General features: G+C 63.4%; 14 protein-coding genes. 8 read left to right on the forward strand and 6 right to left on the reverse strand.

Annotation, left to right across the window (positions count from 1 at the left end; all coding sequences use genetic code 11):
• Positions 1-39: 39 nt before the first annotated feature.
• From JJ918_RS10340 to JJ918_RS10350, 3 genes are all read right to left on the reverse strand, one after another.
• Complete coding sequence (locus tag JJ918_RS10340; protein ID WP_291886718.1) at positions 40-1,956, reverse strand: DUF885 family protein; 1,917 nt, start codon at positions 1,954-1,956, stop codon at positions 40-42.
• An 11-nt stretch (positions 1,957-1,967) separates the two neighbouring features.
• On the reverse strand, positions 1,968-3,860 hold the full coding sequence (locus JJ918_RS10345; RefSeq protein WP_291886721.1) for a DUF885 family protein: 1,893 nt from the start codon (positions 3,858-3,860) through the stop codon (positions 1,968-1,970).
• Positions 3,861-4,026: 166 nt separating this feature from the next.
• Positions 4,027-5,937, reverse strand: coding sequence for a DUF885 family protein (locus JJ918_RS10350; RefSeq protein WP_291886724.1), 1,911 nt, complete (start codon positions 5,935-5,937; stop codon positions 4,027-4,029).
• Between the two features lie 112 nt (positions 5,938-6,049).
• Here JJ918_RS10350 and fliQ point away from each other — a divergent pair, with 112 nt between their 5' ends.
• The 6 genes from fliQ to JJ918_RS10380 all read left to right on the forward strand — a co-directional run bounded on the left by fliQ (position 6,050) and on the right by JJ918_RS10380 (position 12,872).
• The gene (gene fliQ / locus JJ918_RS10355) at positions 6,050-6,313 is read left to right on the forward strand and encodes a flagellar biosynthesis protein FliQ (RefSeq protein WP_271185914.1); all 264 of its coding nucleotides are present in this window, start codon (positions 6,050-6,052) and stop codon (positions 6,311-6,313) included.
• On the forward strand, positions 6,310-7,062 hold the full coding sequence (gene fliR / locus JJ918_RS10360) for a flagellar biosynthetic protein FliR (RefSeq protein WP_291886726.1): 753 nt from the start codon (positions 6,310-6,312) through the stop codon (positions 7,060-7,062). The genes fliQ and fliR overlap by 4 nt, the downstream gene beginning before the upstream one ends.
• Positions 7,063-7,072: 10 nt before the next feature.
• A complete protein-coding gene (gene flhB / locus JJ918_RS10365) occupies positions 7,073-8,173 on the forward strand; it encodes a flagellar biosynthesis protein FlhB (protein ID WP_291886728.1) in 1,101 nt (366 codons plus the stop codon).
• 36 nt (positions 8,174-8,209) lie between these two features.
• Positions 8,210-10,750, forward strand: a complete 2,541-nt coding sequence (locus JJ918_RS10370) for an ATP-binding protein (RefSeq protein WP_291886731.1) — start codon at positions 8,210-8,212, stop codon at positions 10,748-10,750.
• A 474-nt stretch (positions 10,751-11,224) separates the two neighbouring features.
• Positions 11,225-12,322, forward strand: coding sequence for a hypothetical protein (locus tag JJ918_RS10375; RefSeq protein WP_291886733.1), 1,098 nt, complete (start codon positions 11,225-11,227; stop codon positions 12,320-12,322).
• Positions 12,323-12,599: 277 nt separating this feature from the next.
• On the forward strand, positions 12,600-12,872 hold the full coding sequence (locus JJ918_RS10380; RefSeq protein WP_291886735.1) for a type II toxin-antitoxin system ParD family antitoxin: 273 nt from the start codon (positions 12,600-12,602) through the stop codon (positions 12,870-12,872).
• 18 nt (positions 12,873-12,890) lie between these two features.
• Here JJ918_RS10380 and JJ918_RS10385 read toward each other — a convergent pair whose 3' ends face one another.
• Positions 12,891-13,460 carry an NADPH-dependent FMN reductase gene (locus JJ918_RS10385; RefSeq protein ID WP_291886737.1) on the reverse strand — a complete coding sequence of 190 codons (570 nt, stop codon included), beginning with the start codon at positions 13,458-13,460 and terminating at the stop codon, positions 12,891-12,893.
• Positions 13,461-13,479: 19 nt separating this feature from the next.
• Complete coding sequence (locus tag JJ918_RS10390) at positions 13,480-13,743, reverse strand: Rho termination factor (RefSeq protein WP_291886740.1); 264 nt, start codon at positions 13,741-13,743, stop codon at positions 13,480-13,482.
• A gap of 113 nt (positions 13,744-13,856) precedes the next feature.
• Here JJ918_RS10390 and JJ918_RS10395 point away from each other — a divergent pair, with 113 nt between their 5' ends.
• The gene (locus tag JJ918_RS10395; RefSeq protein WP_291886743.1) at positions 13,857-14,729 is read left to right on the forward strand and encodes a DUF5694 domain-containing protein; all 873 of its coding nucleotides are present in this window, start codon (positions 13,857-13,859) and stop codon (positions 14,727-14,729) included.
• A gap of 6 nt (positions 14,730-14,735) precedes the next feature.
• Here JJ918_RS10395 and mltF read toward each other — a convergent pair whose 3' ends face one another.
• Positions 14,736-16,106, reverse strand: a complete 1,371-nt coding sequence (mltF, locus tag JJ918_RS10400) for a membrane-bound lytic murein transglycosylase MltF (protein ID WP_291886745.1) — start codon at positions 16,104-16,106, stop codon at positions 14,736-14,738.
• A 161-nt stretch (positions 16,107-16,267) separates the two neighbouring features.
• Here mltF and recA point away from each other — a divergent pair, with 161 nt between their 5' ends.
• Positions 16,268-17,344 carry a recombinase RecA gene (gene recA, locus JJ918_RS10405; RefSeq protein ID WP_367277691.1) on the forward strand — a complete coding sequence of 359 codons (1,077 nt, stop codon included), beginning with the start codon at positions 16,268-16,270 and terminating at the stop codon, positions 17,342-17,344.
• Positions 17,345-17,571: the final 227 nt, after the last annotated feature.

The raw sequence follows: 17,571 nt of genomic DNA on the forward strand, positions 1-17,571 counted from the left end.
CGGAGGGCCTTTCTTTGACTGTCGACTGGGAAGGACGGCTTATTCCGCCGCCTGCGTCTCCGCGATCCAGTTGTTCACGCGCTCTTCCAGCACCGCCAGCGGCATGGCGCCCTGGGTCAGGACGACATCGTGGAAGTCGCGGATGTCATAGGCCTCGCCGAGGGCCTCTTCGGCCACGCCGCGCAGGCGCAGGATTTCCAGCATGCCGACCTTGTAGGCATTGGCTTGGCCCGGATAGACGATGTAGCGGTCGATGGCATTGCGCACATCGCCTTCCGGATTGGGCGTGTTTTCCAGCAGGTAGTCGACCGCTTCCTGGCGCGTCCACTGGTGATGGTGCAGGCCGGTATCGACCACGAGGCGGCAGGCCCGCCACAGCTCCATCGCCAGCCGGCCGAAGTCGGAATAGGGGTCGGAATAGAAGCCGAACTCCTTGGGCAGGTATTCGGTGTAGAGCCCCCAGCCTTCGGTATAGGCGGTGTAGCCGCCAAAGCGCCGGAAGGCCGGCACGCCGTCCAATTCCTGCATGATGGCCAGCTGCATGTGGTGGCCCGGAATGCCTTCATGATAGGCGAGCGCTTCCATCTGGTAGGTCGGCATGTCGGCCATGTCGCGCAGATTGGCGTAGTAGACGCCGGGGCGCGTGCCGTTCGGGGCCGGGCGCTGGTAGAAGGCCTTGCCCGCCGCGTTTTCGCGGAAAGGCTCGACGCGGCGCACTTCCAGCTCGGCTTCCGGGAAGGTGTTGAACATCTGCGGCAGCGTCTCGCGCATCGTGTCGATGAGCGCGGTGGCGTCGGCGAGATAGTCGGCCCGGCCTTCATCGGTGTTGGGATAGTAGAACTGCTCGTCGGTGCGCATGAACTCGAAGAAATCCTGCAGGGAGCCTTCGAAGCCGACCTCGTCCATGATGGCGCGCATCTCGCCATGAATGCGCTCGACCTCGGACAAGCCGAGCTGGTGGATCTCCTCGGCCGACAGATCCATCGTCGTGTAATTGTTCAGGAGGTAGTTGTAGAACTCGCCGCCATCGGGGTGTTTCCACACACCGTCATCGTCGGTGGCGACTTCCGCCTGCTCCTCGAACAGGGCGATGATCCGCTGATAGGCGGGTTCGACGACGGTCGTCAGGGCCGCCTCGGCTTCGGCGATCAGGCGGTCCTTCTCGGCCTGGTCGATGTCCAGCGCCTCGACCTTGCCACGGAAGTCGGCCATCAGCGGGCTGTCCTCGCCGCTGTCATCGAAGGGGGCACCCGTGATGACATTGCGCGCGGTGGCGATCATCGGCTCGTAGGTCCAGCGCGGCGTCAGAATGCCCAGCTCGGCCGAGCGGCGCGAATTGGCGATATTCTGGTCGAGATAGTCGCCCATGCCTTCCAGCCTTGCGACATAGGCCTCGGCGTCAGAAAGCGTGTCCACCCGGTGATTGTTGATCAGGAAGGTGGGCGTGTTCATGTGCGGGCCCGAGCGCGGCGTGAATGTGTAGCCGTGATCGCGCCAGCGCCAGCCGGCTTCGCTTCGCTCGGCATCGTATTCGAACAGGCGCCAGGAGAGCTGGGCGCTCTCGTCCAGCGCATCGAAATCGAAATTCTCGCGCATATGGGCGAGATTGGCCTGGCCGATCTCATAGCTCTCGGCCTCGAATTCCGGCGAGGCGTCGTTCCAGCGATTGTAATCCGTCTTGCGGCCCAGATAGGTCTGGTACATCGGATTGCGGGCCAGGTTTGCCTCGAAGACTTCGTCGAACCAGGCGTTCAGGCGCTTGCTTTCGGTTTCGGTCGCATCGGCTGTCTGCGTGGTCGCATCAGCGACCTGGGCGCCGCCGGAACCCGTTTCCGGCTGATCGGCCTCGGCCGGGTCGCGGCCGGCAACAGGATGATCCTCGGCGGGTTGCGAACAGGCAGCCAGCAGGGCCAGCGCCGACGCTCCGGCCAGCCAGGTCATTGCGGTCTTCGTCATAACTCTTCCCCTCACTCTTGGCTCTCGCCACGCTTCTCGGCGACATAATCATTGACCAGCTCGGTCAGCACGGGCAGCGGCAGCGACCCGTTGGTCAACACGACATCGTGGAATTCGCCCCAGTCGAAATCCTCGCCCAGCTCTTCGCGGGCATAGTCGCGCAGGTCGCGGATGCGCATCTGGCCGATCTTGTAGGACGTCGCCTGGCCCGGCCAGACGATGTAGCGCTCGACCTCGCGGACGATCTCCTCCTCGGTGAAGGAGGTGTTGGCCATGAGATAGTCGATGGCATCTTCGCGCGACCATTGCAGAGAGTGGATGCCCGTATCGACCACGAGGCGTCCGGCGCGCCAGAGCTCATAGGCGAGGCGGCCGAAATCCTGATAGGGATCGGTGAACAGGCCCATCTCCTTGCCCAGGCTCTCGGCATAGAGCGCCCAGCCTTCGCCGAAGGCCGACAGGTAGAGCAGGCGCTGGAACATCGGCGTGCCTTCACGCTCCTGGGCGAGGGCGAGTTGGAAGTGGTGGCCGGGAATCCCTTCGTGATAGGCCAGCGTTTCCATCTGGTAGGTCGGCAGGTTCCGCATGTTCAGCGTGTTGGCGTAGTAGATGCCGGGACGCGACCCGTCGAGTGCCGGCGAATTGTAGAAGGCGCTGGGTGAACCGGCGGCGCGGAAGGCCTCGACTTCCCGGACAACGAGCGGCGCTTCCGGCATGGTGTCGAAATAATCCGGCAACACTGTGCGCACGCGATCGAAAATGGCATTGGCACCGGCGATGTACTCGGCGCGACCCTCATCCGTGTTCGGCAGGTAGAACTGCTCGTCAGTGCGCATGAATTCGAAGAAGTCCTGCAGCGAGCCTTCGAAGCCCACCTGATCCATGATGGCGCGCATCTCGCCATGGATACGGTCGATCTCGGCGAGGCCGATATCGTGGACTTCCTGCGGCGACAGGTCGGGCAGGGTGGTGAAGCTGGCCAGCTGGCTTTCGTAATAGGCCTGGCCGCGCGGCAGTTTCCAGGCGCCATCGCGCGTATCCGTCATCTCGGCATGGCGCTCGAACATGTCGATCAGGCGGCGATAGGCCAGGCTGACAGAGCTCTCCAGAGCCTCGGTCGCGCGGGCGATGAGATCGTCCTTCGCGTCCTGGTCGATATCCAGCGCCTCCACCTTGCCGCGGAAATCGGCCAGCAGCGGGCTCTCGCTGCCGCTGTCGTCAAAGGGCGCACCGGTGATCAGGGCCTGCGTGTTGCCGATGAGATAGTCGAAAGCGAAACGCGGCGGCAGGACGCCGGCCTCGGCGCGTTCGTCGGCGCGGGCGATCAGCGTGTCGAGAACCGGGCCCAGTCCTTCCAGGCGGCGGATATAGGCCTCGGCGTGATCGGCATTCTCGATCCGGTGCTGGCTGATCAGCAGGGTCGGCATGCCGGTGTGCGGACCGAACATCTGGGTGAAGACATAATTCTGGTCGCGGAATTCATACTGCCGGATGCCGGTTTCCTGCAGATATTCGAAGACACGATAGGAAACCCGGGCGTCGGCATCGAGCGCGTCATAGTCGAAACTGTCGCGCATATAGGCGAGGCGGTCGACGCGGCGCTGCTGGTCGGCGGCGGCGGCCTCGTCTGTCACGGCATCCCAGCGGCCATAGGCGTCCAGATTGTCGATCCGGCCGAGCTGGGTCTGGGTTTGCGGCGAGCGGACCAGATCGGCCTCGAACAGCTCGTCGAACCAGGCATAGAGGCGTTCGCTTTCGCTCTGTTCGGCCTGGGCGGCCCGGGCCGCCTCAACAGCGGCGCCGGACAACTCGTTCTGCGGCGTGGCGCTGTCCTCGGGTTGAGAGCAGGCCGCCAGCAGGGCAAGGAGTGAAACGGCAAGCGGTGTGCGGATCGAATACTTCATGTCGGTCTCCCCAGACCGGCGGCGGCTGGGTCACAGGCCGGCGCCATTATCCGAATTGGCTACGATCAAACAGACGTCAGCCGCTGCGCCGGCAGCGGCTGACCCCTGTCACGTCCTGTCCGGCAGGATAGCCCTGTGAGGGCCCCGCCTGTCAAACGCGGTTCGTCTATTCGGCAGGCTGGTTCGCCGCAATATAGTCGTCGACCAGCTGTTCCAGCAGGGTGAGCGGGATCGAGCCGTTGGTCAGGACCACATCGTGGAACTCGCCCATGTCGAAATCATCGCCCAGGGCATCCATGGCGCGCTGGCGCAGTTCCAGGATGGTGAGCATGCCGACCTTGTAGGACACGGCCTGGCCCGGCCAGACCATGTAGCGGCGCACTTCATTGACGATATCGCCTTCCGGCATCGGCGTATTGGCGACCATGTAGTCGATCGCATCCTGCTCGCTCCACTCCATCGAGTGGATGCCGGTGTCGACGACCAGGCGTGCGGCCCGGAAGACCTCGTAGGAGAGACGGCCGAAATCCTGATAGGGATCGGTGAAGCCGCCCATCGTCTTGCCGAGATTTTCCGCATAGAGGCCCCACCCTTCGGAGAAGGCCGAATAGCCTTGCAGGCGCTGGAACATCGGTACGCCTTCGAGTTCCTGGGCGAGGGCGATCTGGAAGTGATGGCCCGGCGCGCCCTCATGGTAGGACAGCGTCTCGATCAGATAGTTCGGATTGTCCCGCATGTGGGCGAGGTTGACGTAGTAGGCCCCCGGGCGGGAGCCGTCGAGGGCGCCGGACTCGTAGAAAGCGCCGGTGGCCGTCTCGATGCGGTATTGCTCGACCGCGCGGACTTCCAGATCCGCCTCCGGCAGCGTGTTGAAGTATTGCGGCGCGATTTCCATCACGTGATCGACATAGGCGGTGGCCTGGTCGAGATACTGCTGACGGCCTTCCTCGGTATCGGGATAGTAAAACTGGTCGTCGGTGCGCAGGTGGACGAAAAAGTCCTGCAGCGTGCCTTCGAAACCGACTTCGTCCATGATGGCGCGCATCTCGTCATGGATGCGGGCAACCTCGTCCAGTCCGGTCTGGTGGATATCGGCCGCCGAGAGATCGGTGCGGGTCGTGTAGTTGTTCAGCTGGCTGCGATAGAAGCTCTCGCCTTCCGGCAGCGCCCAGGCACCCTGGTTGCGGCCATCGGCCATCTCGCCATGACGCTCCATCGTCTCGACCAGCGCCGCGTAGGCCGGGCCGACTTCGGACGTCAGGGCTGCTTCGGCTTCGGCGATCAGGCGATCCTTCTCGGCCTGGTCGATCTCCAGCGCCTCCACCTTGCTGCGGAAGTCGGCCAGCAGCGGGCTGTCCTCGCCGCTGTCGTCAAACGGCGCGCCGGTGATGAAACGCCGGGCGGCGGTGACCACGATCGGATAGGCGAAGGCCGGGGCCAGCACGCCGTCTTGCGCGCGGGCATCGGCCTGGGCCGTATAGGTCTCGATCACATCGCCCAGACTGTTGAGGCGGCTGATATAGGCCTCGGCGTGCTCGACCGTATCGACACGGTGATAGCCGATCAGGATGGTCGGAAGCTGGGTGTGGGGACCGAAGAACTGGGTGAAGATGTAGCCGTGATCCCAGAACTCGCCCTGCTGGGCGTTGTTGGCCGCGATGAATTCGGCAAAGCGCCAGGCGACCTGGCCCTCATGGGTGAGGGCGTCATAGTCGAAATTCTCGCGCATGTAGCGGGTGCGGGCTGCCTCGCGGGAGAGGGTGTCACGGAAGGCTTCTTCCGACACGTCATCCCATTCGCCATACGCCTCGACATCGTCGATCATGCCCAGATAGGTCTTGAACAGGGGCGAGCGGTCGAGCTCGTCCTGGAACTGTTCGTCGAACCAGGCAAAGAGACGCTCGGTCTCGGTCTGTTCGCCGGCATCAGCCTGTTCGGCGGATTGTGTGTCCGGTGCAGCCGTCTCGGCTGCCATCGTGTCGGACGATGCCGCGGTTTCGGCGGTATCGTCGGTCGGTGCGCAGGCGGCCAGAAGGGCCAGACAGGACGTACCGATCAGAAAGCTGCGAAGACGCATAATGGATAACTCCCCCGATTAAGCTGAATTGACTCTTTCTTAACGCGCGGCGCGCATTCGTAAACATAATTAACCGTAAACCCGATTCTCCCCGCAGAAGGTGAGGCGAGGCGTGACCGGACCGGAAGTCCTCGATTTTGCACGCGAAGCGATCTGGCTGATGCTGGCCATGTCGGCCCCGATCATGCTGGTCGGTCTGGCTGTGGGTGTCACCATTGCCCTGTTCCAGGCGCTGACCCAGGTGCAGGAGATGACGCTGGTCTTCGTGCCGAAAATCATCGCCATCTTCATTGCGCTGCTGATCTTTCTGCCGCTGATGGGCGGTCTGATGTCCGGCTTCATGACGGTGATCTTCGACCGGATATCCACGCCATGATCCCGCAGGCGCCGGAACTCGTCTTCGCGGGCGGTCTCGTCTTTGCACGGATCGGTGCGATCCTGATGCTGATGCCGGGCTTCGGCGAGCCGAGCATTCCGATGCGCATCCGCCTGTCCTTCGCGCTCCTGGTGTGCGTGGTGATCGGACCGCTGATCGCGCCGCGCCTGCCGGCCCTGCCGGACCAGCCGCTGATGCTGGCCGGACTGGTGATGGGCGAGGTGGTGACCGGGCTGATGATCGGCGCTGTGGCGCGCATCTTCATGTCGGCCGCGGCCGTGGCCGGCCAGGTGATCGGCATGCAGTCGGGCCTGGCCATGGCGCAGAGCTTCGACCCCTCGCAGGGCCAGCAGGGCGCGCTGGTCGCGACCTTGCTCAATCTCACCTTCCTGCTGCTGCTCTTCGCGACCAATACGCACCACCTCCTGCTGGCGATGATGGTGAATTCCTACGACGTGTTCGATCCGGGCCAGATGCCCTCGATGGCGGACGGCGCGCAATGGGCACTCAACGCCTTCATCGATGCCTTCAATATCGGCGTCCAGCTGGCTGCGCCGCTCATCGTGTTCGGGCTGGTCTTCTATCTGGCGCTGGGGGTGCTCTCGCGGCTGATGCCCCAGGCGCAGATCTTTTTCATCGCCATGCCGTCGAATATCATCGTCGGCCTGTTCATCCTCACCATCTCCCTCGGGGCGATGAGTGCTGTCTGGCTGGAGCGCATGCAGCGCTTCGCGACGGACATGAATTAGGGAGGCTGGCGTGGCAGAAGGCGAAGATGACAGCCAGAAAACGGAAGAGCCGACACAGCGGCGTCTCGATGACGCGCGCGAGAAGGGCGATGTCGCCAAATCCCAGGAAATCCCGGGCTGGTTCGTACTGGCTTCCGGCCTCGCCCTGATCAGTTTCGCCTTTCCGCCCATGGCCCGTGCGCTCGCCTCGGACATGCAGGTCTTCTTTGCCGAGCCGCACAACTTCGACGTCGATCCCAATGCCGTCATGCGCATGATGCGCGATACGGCCTGGCATGTGACGGGCATTGTCGGCCTGCCGATTGCGCTTCTGGCGGTCGCCGGTTTCGCCGGCCACTACGTCCAGCAGGGCATGCTGTTCACCACCGAGAAGATCCAGCCCAAGCTGGACAAGCTGAACCCGATCGAGGGGTTCAAGCGCAATTTCGGACCCCAGGGCATCGCCAACTTCCTCAAGGGGATCGGCAAGATGGCCCTGGTCGCGGCGGCGGCCTTCGTTGTGCTCTACCCAAAGCGCGAAATGCTGGCGGGTCTGCCGGCGCTCGATATCGCTTCGGTGCTGGCCATCGTTCGCCAGTCGGCGATCGAGCTGATGCTGGCTGCGCTGATCGTCTACGCGATCATTGCCGGGCTGGACTACATGTTCCAGCGGCAGAGCTTCATGAAGCGCAACCGCATGTCCAAGCGCGAGATCAAGGACGAGCTGAAGCAGTCCGAGGGCGATCCCATGGTGCGCGCCAAGCTGCGCCAGATCCGCCAGGAACGCTCGCAACGCCGCATGATGGCGCAGGTGCCGGACGCGACGGTGATCGTCACCAACCCGACCCACTATGCCATCGCCCTGAAATATGAGCAGGGTGTCACCCCGGCGCCGATCTGCGTCGCCAAGGGCGTCGACGCCGTGGCCCTGCGTATCCGCGAGATCGCGACCGAGCACTCCATTCCCATCGTCGAGGATCCGCCGCTGGCGCGCGCCCTGCATGCGACAGCCGACCTCGACACGGAAATCCCCACCGAGCACTTCCAGGCCGTGGCCAAGGTGATCGGTTATGTTCTCTCGCTCGCACAGGGACGCCGCGCACGCTATCGTCCGAGCGAGTCGACCGACTAGGCTTACGCCTTCCACCGATCCGTGCCGGAGCATCCCATGGCCGAGACGTCCGCCCCCGATCCCAAATCCCGCAAGCCGCTCTGGTCGCGGCCGATCGGCCGGGTGGCCTTCTGGGTCTGCGGTGCCATCGCCGTGGTCGCCTTCGGGGCGGCCGTCGTTGCAGCGGGCGAGGACGGCTGGCAGGGCTTTGTCTATCTGTCCGGCCTGGCTGCCGTCGGTTTCCTGGTGCTCTATGCCATTGCCGCCGGAGAGACGGCCGGCCGCAATCTGCGCCGCAAGATCGAGAAGAACCGCACCCCCACGCCGGCGGCGCTGGCCTTCCGGGCCATCGAAACCTTCCCCGAGCCCGTGCTGATCTCCGACCGGCGCGGCGCGCCGCGCTGGGGCAATTCCGCCTATCACGCGCTGGCCCGCAAGGCGGGCGGCTTCGGCCAGAGCTTCGGCCTGCCGAGTATTGACCGCCTGTGGGCTGGAGCCGGTGGCGGTGACGGCACGGTCTACCGTCTCGCCCGCGCCGCGGCCCGGGGCGAAGGTGCCTGCGAGATGATGCCGCCGCTCGATCTCGGCGAAGGCGATATCCGGCGCTTCCACCTGGAAGCCTCGCCGCAGGCCGAGGGCCTGATCCTGTGGCGTCTTGTCGGTGCCGGCGAGCGCAGCGGCGAATCTGGCGCGGAACCGGTCTCCGCCGACTGGAGCTTGCATGCGCCCGTGGCGCTGTTCTCCCTGCGCGCCAATGGCGAGATCGTCGGCGGCAATGCCACCTTCCGCGAATGGCTGGGCCTGGCTGAGGGCGCGCCTTTCCCGTCGCTGCGCGATATCCTCGCCGGCGATGGCGCCCGTAGCGTGCTTTACAGCCGTGGTGGCGAGGGCGCCGCTCGGATCGACGCCCGCCTGAAGGCGCGCGACGGTATCGAGAGCCCGGTTGCGATCGTGGTCGAATGGCTACCCGGCGAGGGCGCGCTGGGGCGGGCCGTGATGTACGGCCTGTCGCGGACCGGCGCGCCTCCGGGCATGGCCCCGTCCATGACCGAGAGCGGTGCGGCAGCGGGTGCGGCCATGGAAGACATGTTCGCCACCACGCCGTTCGGGGTGGTGCGCCTGGATGGTGCCGATCCGGAAACCGCCATTATCGAGGATACCAATCCGGCGCTGATGCAGCTCACCGGTGGCCGCGCCATACCCGGCACGCGTTTCTGCGACCTGTTCAACTGGGATGACGGCCGCTCGCCGGTCGATGCCTTTTCGGCCGCCATGGCTGGCAGCGGCGATCCGGCCGAAGCCCGGCTGGTGACGCCGGACGGTCAGCTTTACGTCCACCTCGCCTTTGCGCCGGCGCGTGGCGGCAAGCGCGTTGCCTACGTTATCGACGTGACGGCGTGGAAGGAGATGGAGCGTCAGCTCTCCCAGTCCAACAAGATGCAGGCGGTCGGCCAGCTGGCCGGGGGCGTCGCCCACGACTTCAACAACCTGCTTACCGCCGTGCGCCTGAACACGGACGAGCTGCTCAATCGCCACCCGGTCGGCGACCCCGATTATTCCGAGCTGCAGGCGATCAACCAGACTGTCGCCCGCGCGGCCGGCCTCGTGCGCAAGCTGCTGGCCTTCTCGCGCAAGCAGACTTTCCGCATGGAGACGCTGGATATCGGCGATCTCCTGTCCGACGTTTCCGTGCTTCTGCGCCAGATCGTCGAGGAAACCGTGCGGCTGGACATCATCCATGGCCGCGACCTGCCGATGATCAAGGCCGACAAGGGCCAGCTGGAAACCGCCATCATCAACCTCGCTGCCAATGCCCGCGACGCCATGCGCGAAAAGGGCGGCGGTTCGCTGACCGTGAAGACCTCCCGTGTCAGCGACGACATCGTGCGCAATGCCGGCGCCCCCAATCCGCGCGAGGGCGACTGGCTGGCCATTGCCGTCACCGACGAGGGGCACGGCATGGACAAGGCGACGATGGAGAAGATCTTCGAGCCCTTCTTCACCACCAAGGAAGCCGGCAAGGGCACAGGGCTGGGCCTTGCCACCGTCTATGGCATCGTCAAACAATCCGGCGGCTTCCTGTTTGCCGATTCCGAGGTCGGTGTCGGCACGACCTTCACCATCTACCTGCCCGGTCACGAACCGACAGAGGAAGAGACGGTCGAGCTGCGCGAGGCAGAAGCCGAAAAAACCGTCGAGAAGGCGCCCGAGGACCTGTCCGGCCGCGGCCGCATCCTCCTGGTCGAGGACGAGGACGCGGTGCGGGCCATCGCCGCCAAGACGCTGGCCAAGCGCGGCTATGATGTGGTGGAAGCCTGTGACGGCGAGGAAGCCTATGAAATCCTCGAGGATGACGAAGAAGGGTTCGACCTCCTGATCTCCGACGTCGTGATGCCGGGCCTCGACGGTCCCGGCCTCCTGGAAAAGGCCCGCGACATGCTGGAAGGCACCCGCGTGGTGTTCATTTCCGGCTATGCCGCCGAACAATTCTCCGACACGCTGTCGAAGGAACAGGACGTCTCCTTCCTGCCCAAACCCTTCACGCTGACGCAGCTGGCGGAGAAGGTGAAGGAGGAGCTGGGGGAACAGGGGGCGTAGGGGGGCGGTTTGAGCAGGAGTCAGTAATTCTGAAGTCTGGCCATTTTCTATTGCAAGCACTCAAATTTTTGCAACTTTAGAGATTGACGACAGAATAGGAATTGTTGATCGTCAGATCATGACGCCTTTCTCGACTGAATTTCCTGTCCGCGCTAGCGATAACCGTGCCGCATTCGTTGCCGAAGTGATTGCTTGGCTTCGTGGTATGGAGAACCAGACAGTACTTTCGAGTAGATCTAATGCGGAACTGGATCAAGCTAATGTTCACCTTCGCTCTAGTACAGGCGAAGAACTCCGTATGCGGCAGCTTGATTCCCGAGATGGCTGGACGGCCGTAGGGGCGCGACATGATCTTCCTGACCAAGGTGGCGCGTTTGGCGAACAGAGTGCGTACTTAAGCGTTCTGCCGCGAACGATGGCCAAGATCTTGTACGGCTTCGAACTCAGTGCATCGCCACCAATCCGGCCGCGCATTTGGAGACGCCGCGAAAACCCTATCTTATTAAAGCGCTACTTAAGAACGGATGGGGCGGCTCGGATCAAGGGTTCACAGTTTCTGACCAACCCGTCTGGCTGAAAGATGACGATGACGGTTTATTGACCGCAAAAGCCGTGACACTCGGAGACGCAGCGAAGTGGCTTCCGACAGTTTATGTTTCTGCTACGGGAAATTCTTCGTGGTTGCTTAGTCGGCGTGAGATCGAAAAGCTGGCGTACGACCTTGGCGGTATAGCGCATGTTGTTGTGGAGCCCGCGCGAACTTTTTCTTTCGCTCTCCGAGAAGCAACCGAGGCGCGAAATGCGTATGGTGGCACTTTGGGTGTGTCGATACCTGGGCAGGGGATCGCGAGACGATATTATCTGGGATGGCAAATTCAAAGCGGAGAAGAACTCGCTGTAGCCGTTAAGTCTGCTGCATCTGCTTTGCGAAGTCTGATGCCAGCATTCGGCTGGGATTGGACGGAGCTGCAGGAACAGGCTCTCCGTGCTCAGCGTGAGCGCGATAAGAATAGACTGACAACCGCAGAAAGCGAGCAGCTTTACGTCGAAGAGATTGAGAATTTGCAAGACAGAGTTCGTCAGCTGGAACAGCAACTCAGCGCCGCCTCTCCGGACAATCTTGGCACCGATGAGGGCGAGTTCTCAGCCGACAATCTGGTTCGTCGAGTGGGGCCTGAGGTTTATTCTGGTGAGATATCTGATCGACTTCGTCTGGCGGCTAAAACCACTTTGTCGGTTGCAGATCAGATTGGGCTCGATACGAGGTCGAAAGCGGTTTTGCAGAGAGTTGTTGACCGGCTGCCGGTTTCGCCCGCGCTTGAAGAATTGTCCCAAGATCTTGCAAGAGCAACTAAAGACCCCAAAAGGGTTGCTGGTGAACTGATTTCATTGCTCCGTCGGCATGGCTATTCAGAAAAAGCTGACAACAAGCACATCAGATTGCAGGCGACCAACGGCTATGATGGTCTGGATTCAATCACGCTGCCGAAAACACCGAGCGAGCATAAAGGGTTGAGAAATCTGCATAAGCAGATTGAGCGTACACTGGGCATCAATAAGTTAGGGGATTGAAGTATATCAAGTGGTAGTCTTGGCGCTTTCTCTGAGATTCGTCCCTGTCGCTTGCTTTAGGGTTAGGTTTTTGGCTATCGCAGTCGCGTTACTATATGCTGATCTTCGGCCTAAGGGTGCGAGTTCACAAACTCATTTTTAGGAAATCGTTGCGCCGATCAAGCTGCCATAACCACCTTCTCCCCGGCAGGGAGAAGAGGGCACGACACCTGTCGAAACGTGCCCAAAGTGACAAAAATTGCAATGTGCCTGACCCTTAGGCCGGCAGGATGACCCCATGGCCACCATGAATATCTCCCTTCCCGATGCGATGAAGCAGTGGGTGGAGGCCCAGAGTGCAGACGGACGCTACAGCAATGCGAGCGATTATGTCCGCGACCTGATCCGCCGCGACCGCGAGCGCCGCGAGAAGATCGCGCACATGCAGTCGCTGGTATCCGAGGCCTTTCAAAGCGGTGCCGGAGACCGGTCGATGGATGCGATACGGGCGGCCGCGCGTGCACGGCTGGACAATCCCGAGGACTGCGTCCGGTCATGGGGTTCAAGCTGAGTCGGGCCGCATCCGTTCCTACCCCGCCTTCCTCTCCGTGTGCAGGCGCACCCAGTCGGCGAAGTCGGCCATCAATTCCTTGACGAAATCGCGGCTTTCCTCGTCGACGAGGCGGCCGTCCTCGATCTTGCTGCCGGCCTTCATCACCAGCACTTCGTCATAGGGCAGCAGCGGCATGGCATTGTAGAACACGACCTGGCGCAGATGCGCCTGGGCGCGGGCCGTGCCGAACGGGCTGGGCGATGCGCCGATAATGGTTGCCGGCTTGCCGGTGATCGGGCCCTTGCCGGTGGGGCGGGACAGCCAGTCGATGGCGTTCTTCAGCACGCCCGGGATCGAGTAGTTGTACTCCGGTGTCGCAAACAGCACCCCGTCCGCCGGGGCGACTTTCTCGCGCAGCGCGGCAACGCCGTCCGGCCAGCCTTCGGCCTCGGTGTCCTCGCTGAACGGTTCGATATCGTGCAGCGTGAGCAGGTTCACCGTCACCTTGTCCGGGGCCAGTTCGGCCGCGGCCTGCAGGGCCGCCGTGTTGAAGGAATCCTTCCGCAGGCTGCCGGAAATGCCGGCAATCGTGATGGGGCGGGTCATGACACACCTCCTCTATATTCTAATGGTTGCGCAGGGCGTCGATCAGCGCTGACTTGTCCATGTCGGAGCGGCCTTCGATGCCGATCTCCTGCGCGCGGTCGTAAAGCTCCTCCTTGGTCCAGTTCTCGTAAGGCGGCGACTTGCCGCCAGCCTGCATCGGCCGGTCGCCCGCCGCTTTTGCATTGGCGATACGCGCGGCCTTTTCTTTGCTCATGCCCTCGTCGCGGAGCTTTTCGTAGAGTTCGTCATCCTTGACCGAGGGGCCGGGATCTCTCTGTGGCATGGCAGACTCCTTGTCTGACGTGCCCATGCAACGGGCGCGGGACCGGTGGAGTTCCGTTGCATCTGTTTGCCCGCTCCCGGGCATCTCCTGTTCGAGACGAGAGGGAGCTACTCATGTTGCGAACAGTCATCACGGCCGCGATTACGCTTGCCGCCGCCGCGACCACCACGCTTGCCCAGACGCCACCGCGGCCCGAACCGGTCGCCGAAGTGCTGATCCTGGGGACCTATCATTTCTCCAATCCGGGGCGGGACCAGTACAATGCGCGTGCTGACGACATGCTGTCGGAGCGCCGCCAGGCCGAGATCGCAGACCTGCTCGATGGTCTTGCCGTTTTCGCGCCGACCATGGTCGCCGTGGAGGCCGGCCGGTCATCCCCCGTCAATGAGCGCTATGCCGCCTGGCGGGCGGGCGAGGCCGAGCTGACGGTCAATGAACGCCAGCAGATCGGCTTCCGCATGGCGGATCGCATGGGGCTGGACCGGGTTGCGCCGATCGATGCCGATCATCGTTTCATGGCTTATGAGGACCTGCTCCTTGCCTACCAGCAACTCGCCGGATCGGAGCCGGATCCGCACCTCGCCGGTGTCGAGGCCGCAACCAATGCGCTCGGGCGCGGCTTCACGGCCGAGACCGAGGCGCGGCAGGCGGCGCATACCGTGGGTGAAGTGCTGGCCTGGATGAATACCGATGCAGCGCTCGACGCCAATCTGGATTTCTATCTCGCCTACCAGATCCGCCGCTGGGAGCCCGATGGCAGTCCCGCCGGCGCCTATACGGTGGGCAACTGGTACACGCGGAACATCCTGATGCTGCAGAACCTGCTCTACGAGCTGGAGGGACGGGAGGACGAGCGTGTTCTCATGATCGTCGGCCAGGGGCATGCGGCGATCCTGCGCGATCTGGTGGCGGCCTCGCCCTGGCTGATGCTGGCCGATCCGCTGGACTACCTGCCGGATGTCCCGCCCGCGCCGGCGGCAGAGTAGGGGGGTCTAAATCCCCTGGGCGTCCAGCAGGGCGCGGTATTCCCGCACCTTCTCCACATAACGCACCGGCTCGTGGCCTCGGGCATAGCCATGGCGCAATGTCTCGTAATAGCGCGGGTCCGAGAGCAGGGGGAGGGTGCGGGCAAGGTCGTCCCAGGAATTCTTGTCGCGCCCGAGGCGTTCGGCGAGCGCCCGCGCATCATACATGTGCCCCATGCCGACATTGTAGGCTGCGAGGGCGAACCAGATCCGGTCCTCGCCCGTCACCCCGTCCGGCACGCGCTCATAGAGATCGGCGAGATAGGCCGTGCCGCCGGCGATGCTCTGCTCGGGGTCATTGCGGTCCTCGATGCCCACCCGGCGCGCGGTCGACAGGGTCAGCATCATCAGGCCGCGCACGCCCGTCGCACTGACGGCGTCGGGATCCCAGTGGGATTCCTGATAGGCCTGCGCCGCCAGTAGCTCCCAGTCGAAGGGCAGTTCTGCGGCGGCCCGTTCGAAGGCCGGGCGGTATTGCGGCAGACGGCTCTGCACACGGCGTACGAAGCGCGCCACATCGACATAGTCGAAAGCGCCGAACCGGCCGAACCAGCGTTCGTCCAGATCTGCGAGCAGGCCGGTTTCGTGCGCCGAGGCAAACCAGTCCGCCATCGCCTGGTCCAGGCCTTCGATACGGCCCGTATGGGCCCAGGCGAGCGGCCGTTCCTCGGTCAGCGTCATGGCGACATCCAGTTCGGGATGCCGGCGGCGCGCGAAGTCCGCGAGATGGCTGTCGGAGATGGTACAGTCGAACGTGCCGCGATCGACGCCTTCCAGGAGCGGCATGGCCGAGCCGGCGGTTCGCGCGCTCCAGCGCACCCCCGGCTGCTGCCGCGCCAGGGTTTCCAGGGTTTCCTCGTAACTCGACCCGGCCAGCACGCGGATCGTGGTGCCGGGCAAGGCGTCCGGCGTGGTCGGCTCGCGCCCGCCACGGCGGCAGATCAGCTGTTCGGTGACGGACTTGTAGGCCGGGCCGAACGAGACCCGGGTCCGCCGCGCCGGCGTGACGGTGAGGTTGGCGGCGGCGATATGGCCTTCGCCGGCGTCCAGGCTGTCGAACAGGCTGTCGATGTCGCGCCGCGGTTCGAACCGGGCGGCAACCCCCAGACTGTCCGCGAAGGCCTGCGCCAGCTCGACCTCGTAGCCGGCCGGCGTCTCGCCACCAGGTTCGAAACTGGTCGGTCCCTCCAGCGTGAGCACGACGAGCTCTCCGCGGGCCTGGATATCGGCCAGAGAGGTGTCTTCCAGACCCTGCCGGCCCGGCGCGCACTGAACGAGGATGAGCCCGGCAATGACGGCCAGCACCGCCTTCGCCACTGACAGAAACGGACGTCCCATGATCCCGGACTGTAGCGCGAATGCGCCGTTGTGCAATCGGAATGTACCCGTTTGTTCCGTTTTGTTAACCATAAATGTTCCACTTGTGTTCCCGGAACAAAGCTGGTACGTCTGACATCGGTTGCCCGCACCCCAGGGGCGTGAAATAAGGGATGAAGGCTATGAGCAAGGGCGCGATTCGACTCGTGAAGGACGACAAAAACACCGACAAGCAGAAGGCCATCGAGGCCGCGCTGAGCCAGATCGACAAGGCCTTCGGCAAGGGCTCCGTGATGAAGCTCGGCCAGCGTCCGTCGATGGATATCGAAGCGATTTCCACCGGTTCGCTGGGGCTCGACATTGCTCTGGGCATCGGCGGTCTGCCGAAGGGCCGGATCATCGAGATCTACGGTCCGGAAAGCTCGGGCAAGACCACGCTGGCCCTGCACACCGTCGCCGAGGCCCAGAAGGCTGGCGGCGTGGCCGCTTTCGTCGATGCCGAACACGCGCTCGACCCGGTCTATGCCGGCAAGCTGGGCGTCGATGTCAGCGAGCTCCTGGTCTCCCAGCCGGATGCCGGTGAGCAGGCACTCGAGATCGCCGATACGCTGGTGCGCTCCGGTGCGGTCGACATCCTGGTGATCGACTCCGTGGCGGCCCTCACCCCGCGCGCCGAGCTGGAAGGCGAGATGGGCGACAGCCTGCCGGGTCTTCAGGCGCGACTGATGAGCCAGGCGCTGCGCAAGCTGACGGGCTCGATTTCCAAGTCGAAATGCCTGGTGATCTTCATCAACCAGATCCGCATGAAGATCGGTGTGATGTTCGGCTCTCCGGAAACCACGACCGGCGGTAATGCGCTGAAATTCTACTCGTCCGTCCGTCTCGATATCCGCCGTATCGGTGCGATCAAGAACCGTGACGAGGTGATCGGCAACCAGACCCGCGTCAAAGTGGTCAAGAACAAGGTTGCGCCGCCCTTCCGCGAGGTCGAGTTCGACATCCTCTATGGCGAAGGCATTTCGAAGATGGGCGAGCTGCTCGACCTCGGCGTCAAGGGCGATGTGATCGAGAAGTCGGGGTCCTGGTACTCCTACAATTCCGAACGTATCGGTCAGGGTCGCGAAAATGCGCGTCAATTCCTGCTCGACAACCCGGATATCTCTGACGAGATCGAAAAGAAGGTCCGGGCCAATGCCGGCCTGATCGCCGACGAAATGCTGACCGGGCCGGATGCAGATGACGAGGCTGCGGCAGGCTGATCGTCCGAGCTGCCGGAACGCGGTTGGCGCGGGCCGGTTCTTGTTGACGGTCCCCAGTTTCCAATCCCCGGTTCTTGTTCACGGTCTGCAGTCCCCAGTCTCCGATCCCCGGTTCCTGGTCTCCAGTCCCCGGTTCCCGGTTCCCAGCCCCCGGTCTCTAATCACCGGTCCCCGGCGGGCTGGTAGCCGGGCCGGCTGAAGAGGCCGGCAAGGCGACGTTGAAGAGG

It is taken from the genome of Maricaulis sp. (genome assembly GCF_017642925.1).
In the GTDB taxonomy this organism is placed as follows: Bacteria; Pseudomonadota; Alphaproteobacteria; order Caulobacterales; family Maricaulaceae; genus Maricaulis.

What these genes read in the sequence shown, in the direction of transcription:
- JJ918_RS10390 (WP_291886740.1), bottom strand. Translation starts at nt 13,743, where the DNA reads ATGCCACAGAGAGATCCCGGCCCCTCGGTCAAGGATGACGAACTCTAC.
- JJ918_RS10395 (WP_291886743.1), top strand. Translation starts at nt 13,857, where the DNA reads ATGTTGCGAACAGTCATCACGGCCGCGATTACGCTTGCCGCCGCCGCG.
- JJ918_RS10350 (WP_291886724.1), bottom strand. Translation starts at nt 5,937, where the DNA reads ATGCGTCTTCGCAGCTTTCTGATCGGTACGTCCTGTCTGGCCCTTCTG.
- JJ918_RS10370 (WP_291886731.1), top strand. Translation starts at nt 8,210, where the DNA reads ATGGCCGAGACGTCCGCCCCCGATCCCAAATCCCGCAAGCCGCTCTGG.
- mltF (WP_291886745.1), bottom strand. Translation starts at nt 16,106, where the DNA reads ATGGGACGTCCGTTTCTGTCAGTGGCGAAGGCGGTGCTGGCCGTCATT.
- JJ918_RS10385 (WP_291886737.1), bottom strand. Translation starts at nt 13,460, where the DNA reads ATGACCCGCCCCATCACGATTGCCGGCATTTCCGGCAGCCTGCGGAAG.
- JJ918_RS10345 (WP_291886721.1), bottom strand. Translation starts at nt 3,860, where the DNA reads ATGAAGTATTCGATCCGCACACCGCTTGCCGTTTCACTCCTTGCCCTG.
- recA (WP_367277691.1), top strand. Translation starts at nt 16,268, where the DNA reads ATGAGCAAGGGCGCGATTCGACTCGTGAAGGACGACAAAAACACCGAC.
- JJ918_RS10380 (WP_291886735.1), top strand. Translation starts at nt 12,600, where the DNA reads ATGGCCACCATGAATATCTCCCTTCCCGATGCGATGAAGCAGTGGGTG.
- fliR (WP_291886726.1), top strand. Translation starts at nt 6,310, where the DNA reads ATGATCCCGCAGGCGCCGGAACTCGTCTTCGCGGGCGGTCTCGTCTTT.
- JJ918_RS10340 (WP_291886718.1), bottom strand. Translation starts at nt 1,956, where the DNA reads ATGACGAAGACCGCAATGACCTGGCTGGCCGGAGCGTCGGCGCTGGCC.